This is a genomic window from Streptomyces sp. NBC_01244, from assembly GCF_035987325.1.
Lineage (GTDB): Bacteria > Actinomycetota > Actinomycetes > Streptomycetales > Streptomycetaceae > Streptomyces.
The window spans coordinates 5,955,104-5,979,001 of the sequence record NZ_CP108488.1 but is presented as its reverse complement, the minus strand read 5'-3'; the positions used below and the strand labels follow the sequence as shown (position 1 = coordinate 5,979,001).

Annotated in this window: 16 protein-coding genes; 7 read left to right on the top strand and 9 right to left on the bottom strand. The window is 71.3% G+C overall.

The window, feature by feature from the left end; genetic code table 11:
- The first annotated feature begins 44 nt into the window (after positions 1 to 44).
- The 4 genes from OG247_RS27070 to OG247_RS27055 are packed head-to-tail and all read left to right on the top strand — an operon-like array spanning position 45 to position 4,574.
- Complete coding sequence (locus OG247_RS27070) at positions 45 to 1,133, top strand: hypothetical protein (protein WP_327254659.1); 1,089 nt, start codon at positions 45 to 47, stop codon at positions 1,131 to 1,133.
- Between the two features lie 15 nt (positions 1,134 to 1,148).
- Positions 1,149 to 2,342 carry a toxic anion resistance protein gene (locus OG247_RS27065; RefSeq protein WP_327254658.1) on the top strand — a complete coding sequence of 398 codons (1,194 nt, stop codon included), beginning with the start codon at positions 1,149 to 1,151 and terminating at the stop codon, positions 2,340 to 2,342.
- Positions 2,339 to 3,967, top strand: coding sequence for a substrate-binding and vWA domain-containing protein (locus OG247_RS27060; RefSeq protein ID WP_327254657.1), 1,629 nt, complete (start codon positions 2,339 to 2,341; stop codon positions 3,965 to 3,967). The genes OG247_RS27065 and OG247_RS27060 overlap by 4 nt, the downstream gene beginning before the upstream one ends.
- The gene (locus tag OG247_RS27055; RefSeq protein ID WP_327254656.1) at positions 3,954 to 4,574 is read left to right on the top strand and encodes a hypothetical protein; all 621 of its coding nucleotides are present in this window, start codon (positions 3,954 to 3,956) and stop codon (positions 4,572 to 4,574) included. Before OG247_RS27060 ends, OG247_RS27055 begins: the two co-directional genes overlap by 14 nt.
- Positions 4,575 to 4,640: 66 nt before the next feature.
- On the opposite strand, the gene OG247_RS27050 is transcribed toward OG247_RS27055, so the two are convergent.
- A complete protein-coding gene (locus OG247_RS27050) occupies positions 4,641 to 6,497 on the bottom strand; it encodes a phosphoenolpyruvate carboxykinase (GTP) (RefSeq protein WP_327254655.1) in 1,857 nt (618 codons plus the stop codon).
- Positions 6,498 to 6,717: 220 nt separating this feature from the next.
- Here OG247_RS27050 and trhA point away from each other — a divergent pair, with 220 nt between their 5' ends.
- On the top strand, positions 6,718 to 7,404 hold the full coding sequence (gene trhA / locus OG247_RS27045; RefSeq protein ID WP_327254654.1) for a PAQR family membrane homeostasis protein TrhA: 687 nt from the start codon (positions 6,718 to 6,720) through the stop codon (positions 7,402 to 7,404).
- Between the two features lie 54 nt (positions 7,405 to 7,458).
- Here trhA and OG247_RS27040 read toward each other — a convergent pair whose 3' ends face one another.
- The 5 genes from OG247_RS27040 to OG247_RS27020 form a co-directional block, all read right to left on the bottom strand.
- Positions 7,459 to 9,879 (bottom strand): galactose oxidase-like domain-containing protein, encoded by a 2,421-nt coding sequence (locus tag OG247_RS27040; protein ID WP_327254653.1) that lies wholly within the window; start codon positions 9,877 to 9,879, stop codon positions 7,459 to 7,461.
- A gap of 22 nt (positions 9,880 to 9,901) precedes the next feature.
- On the bottom strand, positions 9,902 to 11,095 hold the full coding sequence (locus OG247_RS27035) for a glycosyltransferase family 2 protein (RefSeq protein ID WP_327254652.1): 1,194 nt from the start codon (positions 11,093 to 11,095) through the stop codon (positions 9,902 to 9,904).
- Positions 11,096 to 11,101: 6 nt separating this feature from the next.
- The gene (locus OG247_RS27030; RefSeq protein ID WP_442813659.1) at positions 11,102 to 12,757 is read right to left on the bottom strand and encodes an ArnT family glycosyltransferase; all 1,656 of its coding nucleotides are present in this window, start codon (positions 12,755 to 12,757) and stop codon (positions 11,102 to 11,104) included.
- Positions 12,758 to 12,843: 86 nt separating this feature from the next.
- The gene (locus OG247_RS27025; protein WP_327254651.1) at positions 12,844 to 14,190 is read right to left on the bottom strand and encodes a glycosyltransferase; all 1,347 of its coding nucleotides are present in this window, start codon (positions 14,188 to 14,190) and stop codon (positions 12,844 to 12,846) included.
- Positions 14,191 to 14,481: 291 nt separating this feature from the next.
- A complete protein-coding gene (locus tag OG247_RS27020) occupies positions 14,482 to 16,545 on the bottom strand; it encodes a thioredoxin domain-containing protein (protein WP_327254650.1) in 2,064 nt (687 codons plus the stop codon).
- Positions 16,546 to 16,719: 174 nt separating this feature from the next.
- Here OG247_RS27020 and OG247_RS27015 point away from each other — a divergent pair, with 174 nt between their 5' ends.
- On the top strand, positions 16,720 to 18,219 hold the full coding sequence (locus tag OG247_RS27015; RefSeq protein ID WP_327254649.1) for a CBS domain-containing protein: 1,500 nt from the start codon (positions 16,720 to 16,722) through the stop codon (positions 18,217 to 18,219).
- Between the two features lie 52 nt (positions 18,220 to 18,271).
- Here the strand turns inward: OG247_RS27015 and OG247_RS27010 are convergent, their stop codons facing one another.
- The gene (locus OG247_RS27010; RefSeq protein ID WP_327254648.1) at positions 18,272 to 19,018 is read right to left on the bottom strand and encodes a DUF4344 domain-containing metallopeptidase; all 747 of its coding nucleotides are present in this window, start codon (positions 19,016 to 19,018) and stop codon (positions 18,272 to 18,274) included.
- Positions 19,019 to 19,142: 124 nt separating this feature from the next.
- Here OG247_RS27010 and OG247_RS27005 point away from each other — a divergent pair, with 124 nt between their 5' ends.
- Entirely contained in the window at positions 19,143 to 22,523 is a 3,381-nt protein-coding gene (locus OG247_RS27005; protein WP_327254647.1) for a tetratricopeptide repeat protein, read from the top strand.
- A 204-nt stretch (positions 22,524 to 22,727) separates the two neighbouring features.
- On the opposite strand, the gene OG247_RS27000 is transcribed toward OG247_RS27005, so the two are convergent.
- On the bottom strand, positions 22,728 to 22,946 hold the full coding sequence (locus tag OG247_RS27000; RefSeq protein WP_327254646.1) for a hypothetical protein: 219 nt from the start codon (positions 22,944 to 22,946) through the stop codon (positions 22,728 to 22,730).
- 2 nt (positions 22,947 to 22,948) lie between these two features.
- On the bottom strand, positions 22,949 to 23,830 hold the full coding sequence (gene mca / locus OG247_RS26995) for a mycothiol conjugate amidase Mca (RefSeq protein ID WP_327254645.1): 882 nt from the start codon (positions 23,828 to 23,830) through the stop codon (positions 22,949 to 22,951).
- Positions 23,831 to 23,898: the final 68 nt, after the last annotated feature.

Genomic DNA, 23,898 nt, shown 5'->3' with positions numbered 1-23,898 from the left:
CCAACTCGGCGCGGAATGTGGGTTTCCGCGAGCACTCTGCACCCGTGAGACGCATCCTAGGAATCGCCCTGGCGGTCCTCCTGGTCGGCGGCGTGATAGCGGCCATCGCCATCGGAGGAAAGAAGCCGGAGGGCACGGCAACGAAGACCGTGCGTGGCGTCATCGGTTCGGAGAAGTCCGAGTTCTTCCGCGACCCCGACGTCGTCAAGGCCCTTGCAGACAAGGGCTACACCGTGAAGACCGAAACCTCGGGCTCCTGGGCGATGGACCAACTCGCCCTGAAGGAATTCGACTTCGCCTTCCCCAGCAGCAGTGAACCGGCCACGGAGATCGAGGCGGCGGCCGGAGTGAAGGGCGCGCAGATCACCAAGCCCTTCTTCTCCCCGCTCGTCGTCATCGCCCGCGCCAACGCGGCCAAGGTCCTCGGCGACCACGGCCTCGCGAAAATGACGGGCAAGAACGCCGGCACCCTCCTCCTCGGCCCCTTCCTGAAGGCCACCGGCGAGGCCAAGACCTGGCAGGAGCTCCAGGGCGGGACCAGTGCCCACCCGGAGCTGGGCGGCACGGTCTTCGTCAAGACCACCGACCCCACCACCTCCAACTCGGGCGCGCTCTTCCTCGCCACCGCCTCGAACGTCGCCAACAACGCGACCGTCGTCTCCGACGACGCCGGCATCGAGCGGACCGCGCCCCTGATGAAGAAGCTGATCTCCGTCCAGGGCGCCCTGGAGCAGAGCACGGACGGCCCCTTCCGCGCCTTCATCAGCGGCAGCGGCGAACCACTCATCCTGGCCTACGAGTCCCAGGTGGCCAGTTTGCTCCAGCAGAAGCAGGTAACGGGGGACGTCGGCAGCATGGTGGTGCTGTACCCCGACACCACCGTCAACTCCCCGCACACCTTCGTGCCGATCAGCGACAAGGCCAAGGAGCTCGGCTCCCTGCTGGCCACCGACCCCAAGCTGCGTTCGCTCGCGGTCCGCCACGGGTTCCGGCCCACGGAGGGCGTGGCCGAGTTCACCGCCGCCACCGCGCCGCACACCGCGTACCTCAACTCGGGGCTGACCGGCATCCGCCAGGTCGGCGCACCGACCGTCAAGGTCCTGATGGCGCTGGCCGCGCGCGCCAAGGGATAGGGGGACCAGAAGACCATGACACTGACACCGCCCGAGGACGGCCCGCTCGTCCTCACCGCCCCCGAGCCCGTGGCCCCCGTCAAGCGGGAGCAGGCCTCCGGCCTGGTGCCGCTCCAGGACGGGGTGCGCGAGGAGATGGCCCGCCGGGCCGGGGAGTACGTCGGCTCGCTGGCCGGCATCGACAGCCGCTCCCCCGAGTTCGCGAACCGCATCGGGGAGATAGCCGGCCTCGGCTCCGCGGACATCCGCGGCGCCGCCCAGCAGTCCAACCGCATGCTGGAGCGGGCCGTACGCTCCCTCGGCACGGACGGCGGCGGCGACGCCCAGGCCCGTGTCGCGGGCTCGCTCGTCGAACTGCGCCGCACCGTGGAGGACCTGGACCCGAGCGACAGCTCCACTGGCTCAGGCAGGGGTGTGCGCAAGCTCATCTCCAAGCTGCCCGGCGGCAACAAGTTCCGCGACCACGTGGCCAAGTACGCCTCCTCGCAGGCCACCCTCAACCGGATCGTCGGCGCGCTGCGCGGCGGCCAGGACGAGCTGCGGCGCGACAACGCCGCCCTGCACACCGAGCGCGCCCGCCTCTGGGAGACCATGGGCAAGCTCCAGGAGTACGCGGTGCTCACCGAGGCCCTGGACTCGGCCGTCGAACAGCGGATCGCCGACCAGATCGACCCGCAGCAGGCCGACGCGCTGCGCGTGGACGTGCTGTTCCCCGTACGGCAGAAGCACCAGGACCTGCTGACCCAGCTGGCCGTCTGCGCGCAGGGCTACCTGGCGATGGACGTGGTCCGGCGCAACAACGAAGAGCTGATCAAGGGCGTCGACCGGGCCGCGACCACCACGGTGTCCGCGCTGCGGATCGCCGTGATGCTGGCGCAGGCGCTGACCACCCAGGGCGAGGTCATCAAGCAGATCGACACCCTGCGCGACACCACCGAGAGTCTGATCCGCGGCAACGCGGAGATGCTGTCCACGCAGAGCGGGGAGATCCAGCGGATCGCCGCCGATCCCGCGGTCGGCGCGGAGACCCTGCGGACGGCCTTCGCCCAGATCTACAAGACGCTCGACACCATCGACACCTTCAAGGTGCAGGCCACCGAGAACATGGCCGCCACCGTGGAGTCCCTGACCGGCGAACTCCAGCACGCCTCCGCGTACCTGGCGCGCACCCGCACCGCGAGCGCCCTGGAAGGCGGCGACGCCCGATGAACGGCACGAGCATCCGCAGCGCTGTGCTGCGCCGACGGCTCGCCGCGGCGGTGGCCCTCGCCGCCACCCTGCTCGGGGCGAGCGCGTGCACGGAGCAGTCCGACCAGCCGAAGCCGAAGCAGACCGCGTACCAGGAGGGCACGCTGCGCGTCCTGGCCTCCAGCGAGCTGTCCGACATGGACGAGGTGCTGAAGGCGGCGAAGGCCGCCACCGGGATCGGCGTGCAGCTGACCATGTCGGGCACCCTCGACGCGGTCGAGCAGATCGCCTCCGGCAAGGCCGACGGCAGGTACGACGCCGTGTGGCTCTCCTCCAACGACTACCTGCGGCTGCGGCCCGAGGCGGCGGGCAAGCTGTCGAGCGAGACCCCGGTGATGTCCTCGCCGGTCGCCCTCGGCGTGAAGCCCGAGGCACTGGCGCGGCTCGGATGGAAGCCCGAGTCGGTGACCTGGTCGGCGGTCCACGAGGCCGTGGCCGGCGGGAAGCTGACGTACGGGATGACCGACCCGGTGCGCTCCAACTCCGGTTTCTCCGCACTGGTTTCGGTGGCCTCCGGGCTCTCGGGCGCGCAGGCGGCGCTGACCGACGCGGACGTGGCGAAGGCCCAGCCGAAGCTGAAGGAGTTCTTCACCGGGCAGAAGCTGACCTCGGGCTCCTCGGGCTGGCTGGCGACGGCGTACTCCCAGCGCGGGAACGTGGACGCGCTGGTGAACTACGAGTCGGTGCTGCTGTCCATGAACCGGGACGCGAAGACGGACCTGACGGTGATCAGGCCGCTCGACGGCGTGGTCACGGCCCACTACCCGCTGACCCTGCTGACCTCGGCCCCGGCCGGGGCCCGCGAGTCGGGGCGCGTGCTGACCGAGTACCTGCGCGGCACCGAGGCGCAGAAGGCGATCACCGAGAAGACCTTCCGGCGGCCCGTCGCGGCCGGGGTGACCCCGGCGGCCGGGCTGAACCCGGACAAGCGGCGGGAGCTGCCCTTCCCGGGCACCCGGTCGGTGGCGGACGGGCTGCTGGCCAGCTACGAGAACGAGCTGCGCCGGCCCTCGCGCACGGTGTACGTCCTGGACACCTCGGGGTCGATGGCCGAGGAGGACCGGATCGGCCGGCTGAAGTCGGCGCTCACCGACCTGACGGGGAGCGGGAGTTCGGGCACCGGGGAGCGGTTCCGGGACCGGGAGGAGGTCACGCTGCTGCCCTTCGGCGACAAGGTGAAGAAGGTCCTGACGCACACGGTCGAGCCGGGCAACCCCGGCCCCGCCCTGGACGCGATCCGGGGAGACGTGAAGGCGCTGCAGCCTGAGGGGGGCACGGCGATCTACAGCAGTCTGGAGGCGGCGTACCAGCAGCTCGGCAAGGGCAACGCCGACGCCTTCACCTCGATCGTGCTGATGACGGACGGGGAGAACACCGCGGGCGTCGGGGCCAAGCACTTCGACGCCTTCTTCGCGGGGCTGCCCGAGGCACAGAAGCACACCCCGGTCTTCGCCGTGCTCTTCGGCGACTCGGACCGCAAGGAACTCGCCCACATCACCGAACTGACCGGCGGTCGGCTCTTCGACGCCACCGACGGGAACGGTTCGCTGGACGGAGCCTTCGAGGAGATCCGTGGCTACCAGTAGGCCGCTCGGCGCACGCCTCCTCGCGTACCTCGAGTCGAAGAAGAACCTGGCCGGCAGCGCCTGCGGCGTGGTCGGGGTGGGCCTGACCCTCACCGGGGTGGCCGGCACGTACTGGCCGGTGGTGGTCGCCGGGCTGTACGGGGCGGGCGCGCTCCTCGCCCCGCCGGACCTGCCGGCTCCGCCGGTGCCGCCGGAGCCCGCCGAGCAGCTGGGCTTCGTACGGGAGGACTTCGCGCGGCTCCGGGAGTACGTCGGCGAGGTGGACCTGCCGTCGGAGCCCGCCGGGGTGCTGACCGGGCTGCTGGGGCTGTACGCGGCGATGCTGGAGCCGGGCTGGGTGGCGGGGGTGCTGGCCGCCGACCCGGAGGCGGTGCACGCGCTGACCCGGGCGATCCGCACGGACGTGCCGGAGTGCGTGGACACCTACAACCGGACCCGCTGGTGGACCCGGCTCACGGCGGGCGGCGAATCGCCCGAGCGTCACCTGGAGCGGCAGCTGACGCTGCTGCGGGAGGAAGCGGAACGCATGACGGCGGACCTCCGTGAAACGGAGGCCCGCCGTCAGCAGACGCACACGACCTATTTGGAAGGTCGCAGGGACACCTAGATCGGGGAATCCCGCGTCAGCCCGTGGCCGGGGACAGCCGGCCGCAGGGGTTCGGTGGGGGCTGGATCAGCCCAGGCGCTCGACGAGCGCTTCGTACTGGTCCCACAGCTCCTTCGGCGTGTGGTCGCCGTAGGTGTTCAGGTGGGCGGGGACCAGCGAGGCCTCGTCGCGCCAGACCTCCTTGTCGACCGTGAGCAGGAACTCCAGGTCGGCGGCCGGCAGGTCCAGGCCGTCGGTGTCCAGGGAGGCGACGGTCGGCAGGATGCCGATCGGGGTCTCCACACCCTCGGCGGTGCCGTCGAGGCGCTCGACGATCCACTTCAGGACACGGCTGTTCTCGCCGAAGCCGGGCCACACGAACTTGCCCGCGTCGTTCTTGCGGAACCAGTTGACGTAGTAGATCTTCGGGAGCTTGGCCTGGTCCTTGCCCTTGGCCACGTCGACCCAGTGACCCATGTAGTCACCCATGTTGTAGCCGCAGAACGGCAGCATGGCGAAGGGGTCGCGGCGCAGCTCGCCGACCTTGCCCTCGGCGGCGGCGGTCTTCTCGGAGGCGATGTTCGAGCCGATGAAGACGCCGTGGTTCCAGTCGAAGGACTCGGTGACCAGCGGCACGGCGGAGGCGCGGCGGCCGCCGAAGAGGATCGCGGAGATCGGGACGCCCTTGGGGTCCTCCCACTCGGCGGCGATCGTCGGGCACTGCGAGGCGGGGACGGCGAAGCGGGCGTTGGGGTGGGCCGCCGGGGTGTCGGACTCCGGGGTCCAGGCGTTGCCCTTCCAGTCGATCAAGTGGGCGGGCGCCTCTTCGGTCATGCCCTCCCACCAGACGTCGGAGCCGTCGGGGGTGAGCGCGACGTTGGTGAAGACGGTGTTCGCGTACATCGTCTTCATGGCGTTGGCGTTGGTGTGCTCGCCGGTGCCGGGGGCGACGCCGAAGAAGCCGGCCTCGGGGTTGATCGCGTAGAGACGGCCGTCCTCGCCGAAGCGCATCCAGGCGATGTCGTCGCCGACGGTCTCGACGGTCCAGCCGGGGATGGTCGGCTCCAGCATGGCGAGGTTCGTCTTGCCACAGGCGGAGGGGAAGGCCGCGGCGATGTACTTCGCCTCAACCCGGCCGGAGGTGGAGGGCGGCGGGGTGAGCTTGAGGATCAGCATGTGCTCGGCGAGCCAGCCCTCGTCGCGGGCCATGACGGACGCGATGCGCAGGGCGTAGCACTTCTTGCCGAGCAGGGCGTTGCCGCCGTAGCCCGATCCGTAGGACCAGATCTCGCGGGTCTCGGGGAAGTGCGAGATGTACTTGGTGGTGTTGCACGGCCACGGCACGTCGGCCTGGCCCTCGGCGAGCGGAGCGCCGAGGGTGTGGACGGCCTTGACGAAGAACCCGTCGGTGCCGAGCTCGTCGAGGACGGCCTGGCCCATGCGGGTCATGGTGCGCATGGCGACCGCGACGTAGGCGGAGTCGGTGATCTCGACGCCGATCGCGGAGAGCTCGGAGCCGAGGGGGCCCATGCAGAAGGGGACGACGTACATCGTGCGGCCCTTCATGGACCCGCGGAAGATGCCGCCCTCCTCGCCCTTCCCTGCGAACAGCTCCTTCATCTCGGAAGGGGCCTTCCAGTGGTTGGTCGGGCCCGCGTCCTCCTCCTTCTCGGAGCAGATGAAGGTCCGGTCCTCGACGCGCGCGACGTCGGAGGGGTCGGAGGCGGCGTAGTACGAGTTCGGGCGCTTGGCCGGGTCCAGCTTCTTGAAGGTGCCCTGGGAGACGAGCTCCTCGCAGAGGGCCTCGTACTCGGCCTCCGAGCCGTCACACCAGACGATGCGGTCAGGCTGGGTGAGGGCTGCGATGTCACCGACCCAGGAAACGAGCTCCTGGTGCTTGGTGGGGACGTCGGAAGTGGTGCCAGCCGCGATGTCGCGCGCCACGATCGCTCCTTGTTGAGGGGTTTGATTTGTGATTGCCCCGTGGGGGCCGCGACCCGGACGCTTCGCGCTCCGCTCATCCGGTGTCGACCGCACTCATCTGATCATCCGGTGCGTGTGCGCATATGTCCAGGGGGCCTCTCACGTGAGCATCGCCACTCCGGTCAATCTTCCGTAAAGCGCACTAACGGAAACCTACGCACCCGTAGGTAGCATGGCCCGCATGACTTCCGACGCCGCTGCCGTGGCCGCTCCGATGGTCGAACCCGCCGATCAGGAGGCCAAGCCACTCATGCGCGGCTGGCTGCACACCGGCATGTTCCCCGCCGTGGTGATCGCCGGCCTCGTCCTGATGGCCTTCACCGATTCGACCCGGGCCCGCGTGGCGTGCGGGGTGTACGTCCTCACCGCGTGCCTGCTCTTCGGAGTCAGCGCCGTCTACCACCGCGGTACGTGGGGCCCGCGCGGCGAGGCCATCCTGCGGCGGCTCGACCACGCCAACATCTTCCTGATCATCGCGGGCACCTACACCCCGCTGACCGTCCTGCTGCTGCCCGACTCCACCGGGCGGACCCTGCTGTGGGCGGTCTGGATCGCGGCCGCGGCCGGCATCGCCTTCCGCGTCTTCTGGGTCGGCGCCCCGCGCTGGCTCTACACCCCCTGCTACATCGCCATGGGCTGGGCCGCGGTCTTCTTCCTCCCCGACTTCATGCGCACCGGCGGCATCGCCGTCCTGGTCCTGGTCATCGTCGGCGGCCTGCTCTACAGCGTCGGCGGCGTCATCTACGGCATGAAGCGCCCCAACCCCTCACCCCGCTTCTTCGGCTTCCACGAGGTCTTCCACTCCCTGACCCTGGCCGCCTTCGTCGCCCACTACGTGGGCATCTCGATCGCCGCGTACACCCACTGAACGGAGCGGGGCCCCGCCGCGCGAGCGGTCAGGGCCCCGCCTCGTACCGGGCGCCTACGTGCAGGCGTAGCCGTCGCCGTCCGGGTCCAGGCGGAGCGGGTCGCTGCCGTTGACCTTCAGGCGGGTCGGGTACTTGTGTGCGGCCAGCCAGTCGCAGCGGGCCTTCGTCGTCGCCTTCACCTCCGCCGGGAACCGCGTGGGCACGCACACGTTGGCCGTGCCGTAGTGCCGGTCGCAGCCGGCCACGCTCGGGGCCACCGGGGCCGAGTCCCGCTTCGCGGGGTTCTTCTTCGGGGCCGCCAGCTCGTTCGCGAAGGTGTGCTCGTGCGCGGTCGGGGGCTCGGCGGTGGCCGCCAGGGCCGACGGGCCGCCCAGGTGCACCCACTGCGCGATCGACGGGATGCCGTTCGCGTCGACCGCGAAGAGCATGTACCAGCCGGGCGGCGCCAGGTTCGGGTTGCTGGTGACGTTCAGGTCGATGGTGGTGCCGTTGACGACCGTGAGCGGCAGGTCCACGAACCGCTGGTTCGGGTCCGAGGAGTGGGTGACCGCCGCCGGACGGATCAGCTCCGCCTTGGCGACCGCCCGGTTGACGGTGATCCGCTGCGTGTCCCCGTACACCCACTGGTTGTCGATCACCGAGGTGATCTGCGGGCGCGCCCCCTTGAAGAGGTACGGCGGGGTGTAGATCGACACGTTGTGGTTGTACGTGCCGTTCCCCGGGTTGTCCCCGACCGACATGACGCGGCCGTCCGGCATCAGGAACGACGCCGAGTGGTACGTCCGCGGGATCGGGTCGGTGGCCAGGCCCGGCTGGTAGGTGTTGGTCACCGGGTCGAAGAGCGAGGCCTCGTACACCGGGTCGGCCCGGTCGTGCAGGGCGCCGCCGGTCTCCAGCACCTTGCCGTCCGGCAGCAGCACGGCGGACACGTACATCTTGCCCTCGGCGCCGGTCTGCGGGCGCTTGCCCGCGCCCTGGTCGACCAGACCCTGCGGCAGGTCCGGGCCGGCCGTGTAGGCGGGGCTCGGCTGCTTCAGGTCGATGATGTCGGTGATCCGGTTCGCCGCCGGGTTGGTCTCGTTGTTGCCGCCGCCGATGGTCAGGACCCGCTGGTCCTGCGCCGGCGGCAGCAGCACGCTCGCCGACTCGTCGCGCTGGTCCTTGTTGCGCAGGCCCGGCACGTCGGTGATCGTGTTGGCGGCGTAGTCGTAGACGGAGGCGCCGGTGCCCTGGGTGCCGTTGCCGAAGGTGTGGCTGCCCGAGTAGAAGAGCCGGCCGTCCTGCATGAGGATCATCGACGGGTACAGGCCCCAGTACGACCAGGTCTGATTGACCTCGTTCATCGGCAGCCACTTGTTCTGCGCCGCCGAGAACTTCTCCGCGGTCACATTGCCCGTCGAGTCCTCCTTCAGCCCGCCGAAGGAGATCACGTCACCGTTGCCGAGGACCGTCGCGGACGGGTACCAGTGCCCACCGTTCATGTCGTTGGTCTTCGTGTACTTCTCGGTCGCCGGGTCGAAGGTGTACGAGTCCTTCAGCCCCTGATAGCCGATCGTGCCGTCGGCCGACGGATAGCCCTTGTTGCCGCTCATCACCAGCACCCGGCCGTCGGACAGCTGCACGTGGCCGGAGCAGAACATGTCCACGGGCGTCGGGATCGTCTTGAACGAGCCGTTCGCCGGGTCGTAGACGGCGGAGGTGAAGGTGCCCGCGTTGAACTGGGCGATGTCGTTGCCCGAGCCCGCGATCAGCAGCACCTTGCCGTTCTTCAGCACGACGGCGTGCATCGACCGCACCGGGTTCTTGGCGGCGATCACCTCCCACTTGCCCTTCGCGCACTCCGTCGCCGTCCCCGTGCAGGTGGGCTGCGGCGGAACCGCGCCCACCTCCTCCAGCGCGTAGTCGTCGGTGGTGAGCGTGCCCACCCCGTAGACGGACAGACCCCACGCGATCTTGTCGGTGCCCGGCGGGACCGCCGGCGTACGGACCTCCGTGCGCGCCCACGCGGCACTGACGGGGGGATTCTGCAGGTCGGTCCAGTACTGCCAGCCGGCCGTCGCGTCGTGGCGGAACACGGTCACCGACACGTCCGGGGTGTTCGACTTGTACCAGGCCGAAAGGTCGTACTGCCGGCCCGGTACGACCGTCGGGGCGCAGGTGCCGCTCTCGGTGACCAGGGCCTTGCGGTCGCCGTCCACCCGGCGGGTGAGCGAGACCTTCATCGCCTTGGTGCCGGAGTGCGCGCCGGCGACGGTGGCGAAGGTGAAGTCGTTGTCGCCCCAGCCGGATTTCGACCAGCAGGCGGGCATGTCGGAGCCCGCCGGGCCGGCGGTCTCGAAACCGGGATTGGTGAGCAGGTTGGGCGGTCCGGCCGTGGCCTGCTGCGGTGCGGTCAGCAGCAGGCCCGCGGTCATCGCCCCGACGGCCAGCAGAGCGGCCCGCCACCCTGCCCTGCGCCGGATCGTCCTTCGCATGGGGATCATCCCTTCGTGCGGCTCAACTCGTGTGCGTACGGCCCGCTTTGCGCGGGAGGTAGACGAGCGCCTCCGTCGCCGCGAAACGCAGGACGAAGGTGACGACCAGCGCGAGCGCGGTCGCGGACAGGACGCCGAAGCCCCAGGTGCCGACGAACACCGCGATCAGCGGGATCCGCAGCAGCAGATCGGCGTTGGCCAACAGCGTGAAACGCCCGAACCGGTCGGCCCAGCGGCGGTGGCGGCGCCGGTCGCGGAACAGCAGGGTCTCGATGAGGAGGAAGTTCCACAGCACCCCGGCCTGGTTCGCCACCACCTCGGCGAGCAGGTAGTTCATCCCGGTGTGCGTGAGCATCCACAGCGCGGCCAGGTTCGGGACGAAGCCGGAGAGCCCGACCAGCCCGAAGCCGATCATGCGGGCCAGCGGGGTCGCGGACCGCAGCGAGGCGAGGTGGGTCAGGAACCGCAGGCCCTCGCGGGCGGTGGACTTGGACTCCCCCGAGAAGCGGTCCTGGAAGACGAAGGGCACCTCGGCCACCCGCGCCGGCCGGCAGCGCACGGCCAGCTCCAGCAGGATCTTGTAGCCCAGCGGCTTCAGCGCCTCCTGCGTGACGGCCGAGCGGCGCATCGCGAAGAACCCGCTCATCGGATCGCTGATCCCGTGCAGGGCCCGCGGGAAGAGCCCCTTGGTCAGCCAGGTCGCTCCGCGCGAGACGGCGATCCGGTAGCTCCCGGCGAGCCCGGCCCGGCTGCCCCCGGCGATGTACCGGGAGGCCACGACCAGGTCGGCGCCGGTGCGCTCCCCCTCCCCGACCAGCTCGGGGACCAGGTGGGGCGGATGCTGGAGGTCGGCGTCCATGACGACGATCCAGTCCGTGTCCGCCCGCGCGATCCCCTCCACCACCGCCCCGCCGAGCCCTCCGGTGGCGGTCTCGCGGTGCAGGACCGCCACCGGGAAGGCGCACTCCAGGGCGGCCTTCTCGATGACGGCCGGGGTGTCGTCCGTGGAATCGTCGACGAACAGCACCGAGCAGGGCAGGTGCGCGGGCAGCGCCAGGGCCAGCCTGCTCAGCAACTCGGCTATGTTCCCGGCCTCGTTGAAGGTCGGGATGATGAGGGTGACGCTGCCCGGGGCGGGCGCCTCGACGGCGGCCTCCGGCAGGTGCGGGGCATCCGGGGCGTGCGGGGCGTGCGGAGCCCACAGGTCTTCGCTCATGCCGGATCAACTCCCGTTGACGGTGCGGACCGTGGGATCGGTGCGGGTGGTGGGATCGGTGCGGGTCGAGGCGTCCGTGCGCCGGATCTCGATGCGGTCCTCGCCCGTGCCGAAGACGGCGACCGGCGTCGAATGCTCCAACGCCGCCTTCACATTGGGCAGTTGCGCAGCGTCGCGCCGGACGGTCGGCGAGGAGACCACGTAGTCGATGTCCCGCCAGCCGCCCGGCAGGGTCTTGGTGACCGCCGGGTCCAGGTCGGCCTTGTAGAACCAGATGGCCCCGAGCCCCGGGGCGAACCCGTGGTGGACCGCGTCCAGCCACAGCGCGTCGTCGACCAGCACCCGGGTCGTGGCGGGCTCGCTCACCTCGCGCCCGAGCCAGGCCGCGGCCTGCCGGTACGGGGCGTTCGCGTCGACCGTCAGCGCCGTCCGGTTGCCGTCGTACCAGCGCGGGACCAGGTACACGACGGCCGCGGCGGCCAGGACGCCGATCAGCGCCCACCGCCCGTAGGCCAGGGCCCGCCGCTCCCCCGGCACGCGGCGGCGGCGCAGCACGGCGTGGGTGACGCTGGCCGCGCCCCCGGCGAGGACCAGCGCCAGGAACGGCAGCGCCTGGATCACGTACATCGCCGGGAGGTAGCCGGAGGGCCGCAGGGCGACGAGGGCGAGGATGACCACGGCCAGCGCCGGACCGGCGAGCGCCCGGGCCGTGACCGACCACCGGATGGTGGCGAGCAGCAGCACCGCACCGGCCAGACCGCCGAGCGGCAGCACGGTGTCGTAGTACAGCCAGGACTCGAAGACCCCGTGCGAGCCGGAGCCGGGGTCGAGGATGAAGCCGGAACCGGCCCGGCCCATCTGGTAGACGATCCCGCCGATGAGGGAGACGTGGCCGGAGCCGGGCAGCAGCTCGGCGTTGAGCAGCGCGTACAGGGGATACGTCACCCCGATGAGCACACAGGCGGTGACGGCTCCGGTGACGGCGAACTTACGGGTGTCCCGGTGGCTGTGACGCCACATCGTCACCAGCAGCGCCGGGAGCACCACCAGCATCGTCTCCTTGGTCAGCACGGCGGTGGCGGCCGCCAGTCCGGAGGCGAAGTGGTGCCAGAGGTGGCGGCTGGGGGACGCGGCCAGGCAGAAGGCCAGCAGCATCCACATCACGGCGATGTTGTCGAGGAAGATCTCCCGCTGCAGCACGACGGAGAGCGGGGAGAGCCCGAACAGGCCCATGGCGAGCCCGGCCGCCCAGCGCGGCAGCCAGAGCCGTCGCGCGAGCACGTACAGCAGGACCGAGCTGGCGGCGGAGACCGCGAGCATCGAGAACCGCATCGGCGCGACGGTCATCGAGTCGGGTACGAACAGGGACGGCAGGTAGGTCAGGCCCGCTATCTGGATCCAGCCGAGCGGAGGATGGTCGTACCAGTAGGTGTAGTGGGCCAGCCCCTTGCCCTGCTGGACGGCCCAGGCCTGCGCGAGGTAGGTGCCCTCGTCGTCGCTGAGGGTCGGGAAGTTGGTGATGTTCCAGCCCTGTACGAGCAGGATCGCGAGCAGCAGCGCCCCGCACAGCAGCAGATCGGGGCGGGAGGAACGGAACCGGACGAGCGGCCGGACCGGCGCGGCGGGTCGGACCCCGAGGCCGCCGGTGCGTTGGCGCGGGATGAGGGCGGCATCGGCGGTGGCGGCAGGCGCGGTGGCGGTGGCGGTCGAACCGGGCGCGGCATCAGTGGCCGTGGGCAGGGTGGCGGTCACCGGGGGCTGTCCTCTCGGGTGAGGGTGTTCGGGCTGCTCGGGGCTTCACCGGACGCGGACACGGTCGCTGTCGCGGTCGCGGTCGCTGTAGCGGTCGCTGTCGCTGTAGCGAGGTGGGCTCCGGTGTGGCTGGTGAGCTCCCACTCGTTGCGGCCGCGCTGCTCGCGCCAGACCGCGCGGATCGCGGCGCCGGCCAGCATCACCTGGTAGAACGGGCCGCCGACCACGAGCTTGACGTAGTGCGTGAAGCGCACCCGCAGCCCGTACTGGCGGCCGAAGTCGTGCAGGCCGACCACTTCGAAGACGAAGGTCACCATCGCGGTGATCATCGGCAGGAAGGTGACGATCGCGACGCCGACGGGCACGTCGAGGAAGACGGCGACGGCGAAGTTCACCGGGATGACCACCCCGGAGGTCGCCTGCATGAAGGGGGTCATCAGCGTGTAGCGGGCCAGCCAGCGCTGGCCGCGGCCGGGCAGCTGCTGCCAGTCCTTCTTGCGGTAGACCTGTAGGAATCCCTGGTTCCAGCGGGTGCGCTGCTTGAGCAGGCTGACCAGGGATCCCGGGGTCTCCTCGCGGGTCACCATGTCGGAGTCGTAGGCGACGACCACCTTCTTGCCGACGGAGGACAGCCGTACGCCCAGGTCACAGTCCTCGGCGAGGCAGTTCGGATCCCAGCCGCCGGCCTCGCGCAGCACCTCGGTGCGCACGAAGACGGTGTTGCCGCCGAGCGGGATGAAGCCCTTCTCGGCGTGCAGGTGCAGCCGGGAGCGGAACCAGAAGAAGTACTCCAGGCAGTTGCGCAGGCTGTACCAGCTGGAGTGGAAGTTGATGAGCTGGACCCCGCCCTGGACCACGTCGGCGCCGGTGGCGCGGAAGGCGTGGTCCACGTGGGACAGCAGCTCGGGATGGACCTGGTCCTCGGCGTCGAAGACCCCGACGATGTCGCCCCGGCAGTGCGGGAGGGCGGTGTTGAGGGCCTTCGGCTTGTTCTTGACCTCGTGGTGGTCGGTGATGACCCGTACGAGACCGGGCGCGCGGGCGGCCGCGCGTTCGGCCACCTCAGCGGTCCCGGGGTCGTCGTGGCCGACGATCACGATGATCTCGTAGTCACGGTGGCTCGATTCCAGGAGCCGCTCGATGGTGTGCTCCAGGACCGCCTGCTCGTGGCGGGCCGGCAGGAGCAGGGAGAAGGCCAGCCGGCCGCCGCCGTCGGGGCGGTCGAACCGTGTCGAGGCGAGCGTCTCGGGCGTCCGCCAGGCGTGCATCTGCCACCAGAGCGTGAACGCCGCCATCCAGAAGAGCGCGAGCGATACCACACAAATGAACACGGATATGAACAAAGCGCCCCCCACAGACATGCCGCAACCCCAAGCGGCGATTCCCCAACCCCCCGGGAACGGGCGCGTGCGGCGGGCTCCCCAGCCCGCCGCCCCGCCCCGTCCCCGACTCCCCCCGCGTGCGCAACCCCCGGTGCGCGCTCCACTGGCGCCCGAGGGCGCTCTCAGTGACCGATCGGTGACTCCGAAGTCACGAGACTAAGCACCGAACATGACGTTCAGGCGCTTTCCAGTTAAAAACCGCATTGCCGAAGTGACCTTCAGCCAAGCGGAATTGACGCTACTCCAGCGCTTTCAGGGACGAACCGTCCCCAACTGCTCCGCCAGCTCGACCGGATCGGTCGTAGGCCGCGCGCAGACGAAATGTCGACACACATACGCCGTGGGGCGGTCGTGCATGAGCGTGCGCTCGGCCAGAAGGGGGAACTCCCCGCCACTGCCGTCCGCCGCCCCCGGCAGACCCGTCGCCACCACCGCCCCGGGCGCCGTCCCCAGCAACGCGACCCGGTGCAGCTCGGCCCGCGCCGGATCCTCCGGATGACCGACCACGGCGACCTCGCGCGGCCCGTCGACCAGCGCCTCCGCGACCGCCAGCCCGTGCCCGATGAAGCGCGGAGCGCGCGGCCCGAGCGCGTGCACCACCGCGAGCGCCCGCTCGGCCGCCGTACGGTGCGCCTGCGAACCGGTGTGCGCGGCGTACGAGAGCAGCGCGCCGGCGGCGGCGGTCCAGCCGGAGGGGGCCGCGGTGTCGGTCGGGTCCTGCGGCCGCCGGATCAGCTGCTCCGCATCGTGCGCGGTGTCGTACAGCGAGCCGTCCTCGGCGGTGAACCGGTCCAGGACCAGGTCGACGAGGAACCCGGCGAACTCCAGCCAGACCCCTTCCCCGGTGACGGCCCCCAGCGCCAGGAACCCCTCCGCGACGTCCCCGTAGTCCTCCAGCACCCCGGCGTTGACCCCGACGCGCCCGTCCCGACTGGTCCGCGCGAGCCGGGCCCTTCCGGCAGCCGCGTCGAAGTGAACCCGTACGAGCAGATCGGCGGCCTCCGTGGCCCGCTCGACCAGATCGGGCCGGTCGAAGAAGGCCCCGCACTCGGCGAGGGCCGCGATGGCCAGCCCGTTCCACGCGGCGACGATCTTGTCGTCCCGGCCGGGCGCGGGCCGCGCCTGCCGCGCGGCGAGCAGCCGCTCCTTGAAACCGGCGAGCCGCTCGTCACCGATGTCCGGCCCCTGCGCGGGCAGTTGGAGCACGGACGTCCCGTGCTCGAAGGTCCCCTCCTCCGTCACCCCGAAACAGGCGGCGGCCAGGTCCCCGTCCTCCTCCCCCAGCACCTCGCGCAACTGGGCGGGAGTCCAGGCGTAGTAGGCCCCCTCCACGTGCTTCCCGGTCTCCGGGTCCTCACTGTCGGCATCCAGCGCGGAGGCGAAGCCGCCCTCGTGCGTGCGCAGTTCACGGACCATGAAATCGGCGGTCTCCAGCGCGATCCGACGCGCGAGATCGTCCCCGGTGGTGCGCCACAGGTGGGCATAGACCCGGCAGAGCAGCGCATTGTCATAGAGCATCTTCTCGAAGTGCGGCACCACCCACTCCCGGTCCACGGAGTACCGCGCGAACCCGCCCCCGAGCTGATCGTAGATCCCGCCCCGCGCCATGGCCTCACACGTATCGGCCGCCATCTCCAGCGCCCCCTCGGACCCGGTCCGGGCGTGGTGGCGCAGCAGGAACTCCAGCACCATGGACGGCGGGAACTTCGGCGCCCCGCCGAACCCGCCACGCGTGGAGTCGTACTCCCGCACCAGGCCGAGCAGCGCCTGCGCGAGCTCCTCGGGCCCGGGGGTGCCGGCCTTCCCGTAGTCGAGCTGCCGCCCCGCGAGGTCCCGTACGATCCGCTGCGCGACCTCCGCCACCTCCTCGGGCCGCCCGACCCACGCGGTGCGCACGCCTTCGAGCACCTGCATGAAGGAGGGCATCCCGTGCCGGGGCTCGGGCGGGAAATAGGTCCCGAAGTAGAAGGGCTCGGCGTCGGCCGTCAGGAACACGGTCATGGGCCACCCGCCCTGCCCGGTGGCGGCCTGCACGGCCTCCATGTAGACGGCGTCGATGTCGGGACGCTCTTCGCGGTCGACCTTGACGTTGACGAAGTGCTCGTTGAGATAGGCGGCGGACAGCTCGTCCTCGAAGGATTCGTGGGCCATCACATGGCACCAGTGGCAGCTCGAATAGCCAACACTGAGCAACACCGGCACCCCGCGCTCCCGCGCCTCCGCGAAGGCCTCCGGGGACCAGGGCCACCAGTCGACGGGATTGTCGGCGTGCTGGAGCAGGTACGGCGAGGTCTCGTTCGCGAGGCGGTTCGGCATGGGGCCATCCTGCCGCACGAGGGCTACGGGAGCCGTCCGCGGCACAGGCGGGCAGACCCAAGGCAGACCGGCGCCGCCCCGGAACCGGCCGTCCCCTATCCTCGGCGCCACGGGAGGGATCTCTTCGACGAGCAGATCCTTCCGGGGCGGGGACGGTTTCGAGGGGGAACATCGATGACGGATTCCACGGTGGGCGACGGCGAGGAAGAATCTGCCGGGCGGGCCGTCTATCGGTTCGAGGGCCGGCGGGTACTGGTTTCGGACCTGGTCGATGCCGGGCTTCTGGCCGCGGGGACCGATCTCGTCTTCCGGCGCAAGCGATCGGGGAAGGTGTATCCGGCCCGCGTGACCGCTGACGGCAGGATCGAGCTGCCCGACGGCCAGCGGTTCAACTCCCCCTCCACGGCGGCCGCCGCGGCCACGGGACGGGGACCCTTCGACGGCTGGACGTCCTGGGCCGTGGACGGTGGCCCCCTGCTGGACGTTCTGCGGCAGGAACTGCTGGACACGGTGGCAGAGCAGCCGCCCTCCGGCGGACTGGCTGCCGGCGGCACCGCCACCCGCCACGCGCACCTGAAGAACGCCCGGAAACAAGCCGACGCGGACGCTCCGATCACCCTCACCGTCCGGGACCTGCTGGGCTGGTGGGGGGCTTCCCGGCGCGGCTACCTGGTCAGCGTGCAGGTGGCCGCAGAGCTGGCCAACCACGGCCTGTCCACCGTGCCGGACTTCGCGGCCGTGGGGCTCGATGACCGGGTCACCCTGACCGGGCCGTCCGTGAACGTCGAGGACGAGACCGAAACCGAGACCGAGGGCTTGACCGGGCCGATGACCGAGCTGGAGACAACGGCCGAACCGGAGGCAGCACCGCAGCAGAAGCCGGCAACGGGGTGGGAGGAGGCGAGGATGACCGGCGCCCCGGGACCCACCGCCTCCGACGGTGAGGACGAACCGGGCCAGGGGCAGACGGTCGGCAACCTCCCCTCGGCACTCAAGGGGGTGGAATCACTCACCTCCTCGGCAAGTTTCGAGGAGGCGTTCACCAAGATGCGGCTCAACGGGTACTCGCAACTACCGGTGCTGAACGGGCCTCGGAACCTCCAAGGGGCCGTCACCTGGGAATCCATCGCGCTGGCCCGTTACGCGGACGGCGACGCCCCCTTCTCCCGGGCCATCGTCAAAGCCCACGCGGTCAGCTACGCCGACCACCTGATCGACGTCCTGCCCTATCTGGCACAGTTCGGCTTCCTCCTGGTCAAGGACCAAACGAACCGGATCGCCGGCATCATCACCGTCGCCGACCTGGCCGCCGAATACGGCTCTACGGCCCGGCCTTTCATGCTCATCGGCGACCTCGACCGGATGCTGCGCCGAGTCATCTCGGAAAGGCTCGACCTTGCGGAGGTGATCGCTCTGTGCGACGGCGACGGACGCCGCGCCCTCAGCTCCTTCGACAAACTCTCTTACGGGGACTACCAGCAGGTCCTGAGCAATCCGAAGCAGTGGGAGAAGCTCAACTGGAGGCTGGACCGAAAGGCATTCACGGACCGCCTCGACGAGCTGCGCGAGGTCCGCAACGAGCTGATGCACTTCAACGACAAGGACAAGGTCGGCGACGCGGCGATACCGATGCTCCGCAATATGATCGAGGTTCTGCGCGAGTACACGGGCTGAGGCACGGCGCTCGCCCTCCACGGGGCGGCCGGTCGCTTCCGTCACCGATCGGTCAGTGCCGCAGGAGCGGGGCCAGGTCGTGGGTCCAGGTGTCGCGGGTGTGGGTCCAGGTGGTGGCGCAGGCGGCGCGGGCCGGGGTCGACAGGTTCTTGTGGCGGGCCGGGAAGGCGCCGTAGACCGCGCAGCGGTGGGATTCCGCTCGGGCCGCGTCCGGGGCGTGTTCGTCCGTGGGGTCGGGGGCGTCCTCCTCGGCGGCCGAAAGGTCGTAGGCCCGGGCCGCCGCCAGCAGGGTCTGGTCGCCCTCGGGGTCGCCGGTCAGGAGCGCCACCTGGGCGAAGCGGTCGGCGGCGTCCTCCTCGGCCCGGGCGCCCTCGTCCGGGAGGTCCAGGGCGTCGACGAGGGCGTGGCCGACCTCGTGGAAGATCGTTTCGCGGACCACCTCGGAGAGATCCTCGTCGCCGAGCCGCTCGCGCTCCTCGGTCACGTCGTCGTAGCAGAGCTCGATGCGACGGGCGTCCGGGTCGTAGCCGGTCCCTTCGCCGTGGCAGGACTTGGCGACGAGGGTGACCGGGTACGGCAGGTCCACGTAGGAGTTGAGCTCGGCGAGGGTGAACTCGGGGAGCTGCCAGGTCTCCACGAAGCGGGCACTGTCCTTGTCGGCCGCCACCGGCTTCTCGTAGCGGAGTCGGAAGCCGCGTTCGGGAACCTGCTCCTCCGGCAGGAGCGCGCAGCCGGCCACCGCCAGCAGCAGGGCCGCCAGCGCCGCGCACGGTCCCGAAGCGCCCCAGCGTCTGCTCACGCGGCCACCCTATGCGAACGGTTGATAGCCAACTCCCTCTGAACTAGCTCAGATTCCCTCGCGCTCGCGACCGTACCGAAGGACACTTGTCGCACCATGCCGGAGCTCTCTGAGGGGGATGCCGATGCGGGACAGTCATCGCGTTGAGGCCGAGCGGCTGCTGGGGCGGGCCGTGGAGGAGGAGTCCCGGCGGGGAGCGGGCGGGGCCGCGGGCACCGCGGAGGCCAGGGCGGTGCTGCTGGCTCGCGGCAAGCAGGCTCTGGACGCGCTCGCGGCGAGCGCGGCCACCGAGTACGAGGCGTACACGCGCGCCCTGGACGAGGCGGCGGCCGGGGACGAGTCGCTCGGTGAGGCCTTCCGGCGGGCGAACACCTCGACCGCGTCGCTGGTCACGGGGGTCGCGGCCGCCGCCGCGATCGTGGCCGACCTGGCCTTCGGCGTGGCGGTCGGTACGGCGCTGACCACCGGTGCCGTGGTGGGCGTGGCCGGGGCGACGGCGACGGTGGCCAAGGTGACCGCCCTGCACCTGCCGGCGGCGAACCGGCGGGCCGGGGAGGCGGGTCGGCCGGGCGGTGCGGAGCAGCTCAAGCTGCAATGGCTGACGGCGCTGGAGGTGCGCGGGATACGCCCTTTCCTGGAGCAGCAGCGCAAGGTGGCCGCGGCGTCGAACGCCCCGCACAAGGTGAACGGGACGGGCAATGGCGGCTCCGCCCTCCAGCTGCGCGGCGCCAATCGCAGCGCCGAGGCCCGGCGGCGGGCCATGCTGGAGCAGTCTTTCGGCCAACTCCCGGCTTTGGAAGGTGTGTTCGTCGGCCGCCGGGCCGAGCTGGCCCGGATCGCCCAATGGGTGCACAGCGCCCGGGCGAGCACGGAGACCCGCCCGGTGGTCGTGGTGCTGCACGGGGAGCCCGGGGTGGGCCGCACCACGCTCGCGCTGCACGCGGCGCAGGGGCTGCGGGACCAGTTCAGGGGTGCCTGCGTGGTGGACCTGCGCGGCGGCGGCGCCTCCGAGAGTCCGCTGCCGACCCGTGAGGCGCTGCTGCACCTGATGAACCGGCTCGGCGCGCCCCGTGAGCAGTTGCTGTTCCGCGAGGGCTCGTCGGCGGAGCAACAGGTGCGCAGGTTGGGCGAGTTGTACCACCAGCATGTGCAGGGCACCCCGGTGGCGGTGGTCCTGGACGATGCCGTGGACGCCGCGCAGGTACGGATGCTCGTGCCCGAGCGCTCCGAGAGCCTGGTCCTGGTCACGGCCCGGGAGCCGCTGGAGCTGCCCGCCGAGCTCGCGGCCTGGGTGTACCAGCTGCCGGTGACCAGGCTGACGGAGGAGGCCGGCGCGGAGTTGGTCAGGGCGGCCGGCGCGGACCCGGTGGGCGGCTCGGGCGGCTCGGACCGGGCGGCCGCGGGTGCCGGAGGGACGGGTGCCGCGGGGGCGAGTGCCGGAGGGGCCGAGCCGCCCACCGGCGCGGGTGCGGGTGGGGGTGGGGGTGGGGGTGCAGCCGCAGGCGTGGCCGCGCCCGCGGCCCCGTACCCGTACCCGGAGGAGACCGTACGCGCGCTGCTCGCGCTCGGCGCCGGCCTGCCGCTGGCGCTGCGCGTGCTGGCCCCCCTCGGGGCCGTCGGGGAGTCCCCGGGGGCCGGCGGTTCCCTGGAGGCCGCCCTGGACCTGGCCTACGCCGCCCTGCCCGAGGAGCGGCGTCGGCTGCTGCGCCGCCTGACGCTGGCGGGCCGGGCCTCGCTGGGGGCGGCGGCCGCGGCGGCGCTGATCGACGCGGACCAGGTGGAGGCCGGGCGGCTGCTGCGCGAGCTGGCGCGGGCGGGGCTGCTGGACCACGTCCGCGGGGACCGGTTCCGGATGCACGACGCGGTGCGCGCGTACGCGGCCGCGCGCCTCGCCCGGGACGAGGACCGGGCCGGCGCGGCGGCGGCGCACGAGCGGCTGATCCGTACGTACGCGCAGCTCGCGGACTCGGTGATCCGGATGGTCGACGGGAAGATGTCCACGCGGGCGAACGCCCTGTCGAAGGCGAGCACGGTCGGCGGGCACGGGTTCGTCTCCCTGGACGCGGCCCTGCGCTGGCTGGACGACGAGTCGAGCTTCATCACGGCGGCGCTGCGGCACTCGGAGGGGGTGGACCAGCAGGCCGTACTGGACCTGCTGGGCGCGCTCTGCGACTTCTGCCTGCTGCGCGGCGACCTGTACCGGCTCGGTGAGATCAACGAGCTGACGCAGGCCGTCGACCAGGGCCTGCTGGTCCGCTCGGTGCAGTGGCGCACGGGCATCGCGGCCCGCCAGCTCGGTGAGCTGGACAAGTCCCGCACCACCCTGACCTCGCTGGTCGACCAGTACAAGGAGGCCCGGCAGGAGGCGGGCGCGGGCATGGCGCTGGTCTCGCTCGGCATCACCCTGCACCACCAGGGCAACCTCCCCGAGGCATCGGCCCGCATCCGCGAGGCGCTGGTGCTCCAGGCCCCGGACGAGCTGGCGGGCGACCGGGCGTGGGGCCTGCACGCGCTCGGCGCGGTGGAACGCGACCGCGCGCACCTCGCGGAGGCGCTGCGGCTGCTGCGCGAGTCGCTGGGTCTGCACCGCGAGAGCGAGAGCGTGCACGGCGAGGCCTGGGCGCACCTGCAGCTCGGCCAGGTGTACCTGCGCCTGGGCGAGGTGCCGCGCGCGGAGGCGGAGCTGCGGCTGGCGCTGGAGCTGTACGGGCGCACGCGCGACGACCGCGGCCAGGCGTGGGCGCTGACCCAGCTGGGCCGGGCCCGGGTGGTCGACGGGGATCCGGGGCCGGCGCTGGACCGGCTGCGGGACGCGCTGGCCCGGCACCGGGAGGCGGAGGACGCGCGCGGCGAGGCGTGGACGCTGTACTACCTGGGTCAGGCGCTGGAGGAGGCCGGGGAACGGGACCGGGCGGTGCGGGAGCTGGAGCGGGCCCGCACGATGTTCTCCCGGATGCGGGACGTGTACGGGCTGGCACACGCCCGCCACCACTCGGGCCGGGTCACGCGCGACCAGCGGGCGGCGCAGACGGGGAACCTGAGGAACTCCGGCTTCGCCCGCCAGCTGCTGGTGGACGCGCGGGCGGACTTCCGGCGGATCGGGCTGGCCCACGGGGAGGCCTGGACCTGTCTGGAGCTGGCGGTGGTGGACGCGGGCAACGGGCGGACCGCACAGGCGGTGGACCTGTGCGAGGAGGCGGTGCGGCTGTTCATCTCCTACGGGGACCGGCGCGGGGAGGACTGGGCGCGCTTCCTGCGCTGCACGCTCCTGCCGTACGCGCTGCCGGAGGCCCCGGACGAGGCGCGGACGGAGCTGGCGCGGCTGGCGGCGGCCCCACATCCGATGCGGGACGGGCGGCTGGAGGACTGTCTGGAGTCCTACACGGTGATCCTGGCGCGCGGGGTGGACCCGGCGGAGGGCTGGCAGGCGTGGCGGCTGTCGCTCGTACCGAACCTGCACTCGCGGGAGATCATGGGCGTCCCGGTGGCGCTGCCACCGCACTAGCCGCCGCCACCGCTCCAGCCGCCACCACCGAACTGGCCGCCGCCACCGCACCCGGCCGGCGCCTGCGGCTGCCAGGCATGCTCCTCGTACGGCCCGCGGTCGGTGATCATGCACATGCGAAGGCCCGCCGCCCCACCGGTTTCGGCGCGGCGGCGGTCGGTCGCACGGGGACCCGTACCGGGTCCCCTACCGGGGTCGCCGCCCCTACGGGGCGCGCGTGCCCTCCGTCGGGGTGGGCTCGGGGGCTTCCTTGAAGTCGACCCGGCCCATGTGGCGGCTCATCGACTTCATCAGGCCCCACACCCCGAGGGCGAGGGCCGCGAACACGACGAATCCGAGGAGGCCCGGGGTCACCTTGTTCTTGTCGAAGGTGTCGCCGGCCAGCGGGAGGAGCTGGGCGATTGCTTCGTGCGTAGCGCTCATAGCTACGCATTCTCCCGGATGCCCGCGAAGAGGTCGGACTCGGGGAGGGAAGTGTCCACAAGGGACTTCGCGAGCTCGTACTCTTCCGTCGGCCAGACGTCCTTCTGGATCTCCATCGGGACGCGGAACCAGCCGCCGTCGGGGTCGATCTGCGTGGCGTGGGCGATGAGCGCCTTGTCGCGGATCTCGAAGAAGTCGGCGCAGGGGACGTGGGTGGTCAGGGTCCGCTCCTTGCGCTCGAACTCCTTCCACCGCTCCAGCCACTCGCCGTACGGGGATTCCAGGCCGCGGGCGAGCAGCGCCTCGTGCAGGGCGACGGTGCGCGGCTTGTTGAAGCCCTGGTTGTAGTAGAGCTTCTGCGGCTGGTACGCCGGGCCGAACTCGGCCTCGGGGTACTTCTCGGTGTCGGCCGCGTGGTCGAAGGCCACCATCGTGATCTTGTGGGTCATGATGTGGTCGGGGTGCGGGTAGCCGCCGTTCTCGTCGTACGTGGTGACGGCCTGGGGCCGGAAGGCACGGATCTTCTTCACCAGGCGGCCGGCCGCCTCGTCGACGTCGGCGAGGGCGAAGCAGCCCTCGGGCAGCGGCGGCAGCGGGTCGCCCTCGGGGAGCCCGGAGTCGACGTACCCCAGCCATTCCTGGTCGACGCCGAGGATCTCGCGCGCCTCGTCCATCTCCTTGGCGCGCACCTCGTGGATGTGCTCCTCGATGTACTTGTCGCCCTGGAGCTTGGGATTGAGGACGGAGCCGCGCTCACCACCCGTGCAGGTCACCACCAGCACGGACACCCCCTCGGACACGTACTTGGCCATGGTGGCCGCGCCCTTGCTCGACTCGTCGTCGGGGTGGGCGTGGACGGCCATCAGTCGAAGCTGCTCGGTCAAGACAGGATCCTCTTTGAGTCGTCAGGGCGGGCGCTCCTATAGTGACCGAATCGGGCGGTGGAAAAATT

What these genes read in the sequence shown, in the direction of transcription:
- OG247_RS27065 (WP_327254658.1), top strand. Translation starts at nt 1,149, where the DNA reads ATGACACTGACACCGCCCGAGGACGGCCCGCTCGTCCTCACCGCCCCC.
- OG247_RS27060 (WP_327254657.1), top strand. Translation starts at nt 2,339, where the DNA reads ATGAACGGCACGAGCATCCGCAGCGCTGTGCTGCGCCGACGGCTCGCC.
- trhA (WP_327254654.1), top strand. Translation starts at nt 6,718, where the DNA reads ATGACTTCCGACGCCGCTGCCGTGGCCGCTCCGATGGTCGAACCCGCC.
- OG247_RS27040 (WP_327254653.1), bottom strand. Translation starts at nt 9,879, where the DNA reads ATGCGAAGGACGATCCGGCGCAGGGCAGGGTGGCGGGCCGCTCTGCTG.
- OG247_RS27035 (WP_327254652.1), bottom strand. Translation starts at nt 11,095, where the DNA reads ATGAGCGAAGACCTGTGGGCTCCGCACGCCCCGCACGCCCCGGATGCC.
- OG247_RS27020 (WP_327254650.1), bottom strand. Translation starts at nt 16,545, where the DNA reads ATGCCGAACCGCCTCGCGAACGAGACCTCGCCGTACCTGCTCCAGCAC.
- OG247_RS27015 (WP_327254649.1), top strand. Translation starts at nt 16,720, where the DNA reads ATGACGGATTCCACGGTGGGCGACGGCGAGGAAGAATCTGCCGGGCGG.
- OG247_RS27005 (WP_327254647.1), top strand. Translation starts at nt 19,143, where the DNA reads ATGCGGGACAGTCATCGCGTTGAGGCCGAGCGGCTGCTGGGGCGGGCC.
- OG247_RS27000 (WP_327254646.1), bottom strand. Translation starts at nt 22,946, where the DNA reads ATGAGCGCTACGCACGAAGCAATCGCCCAGCTCCTCCCGCTGGCCGGC.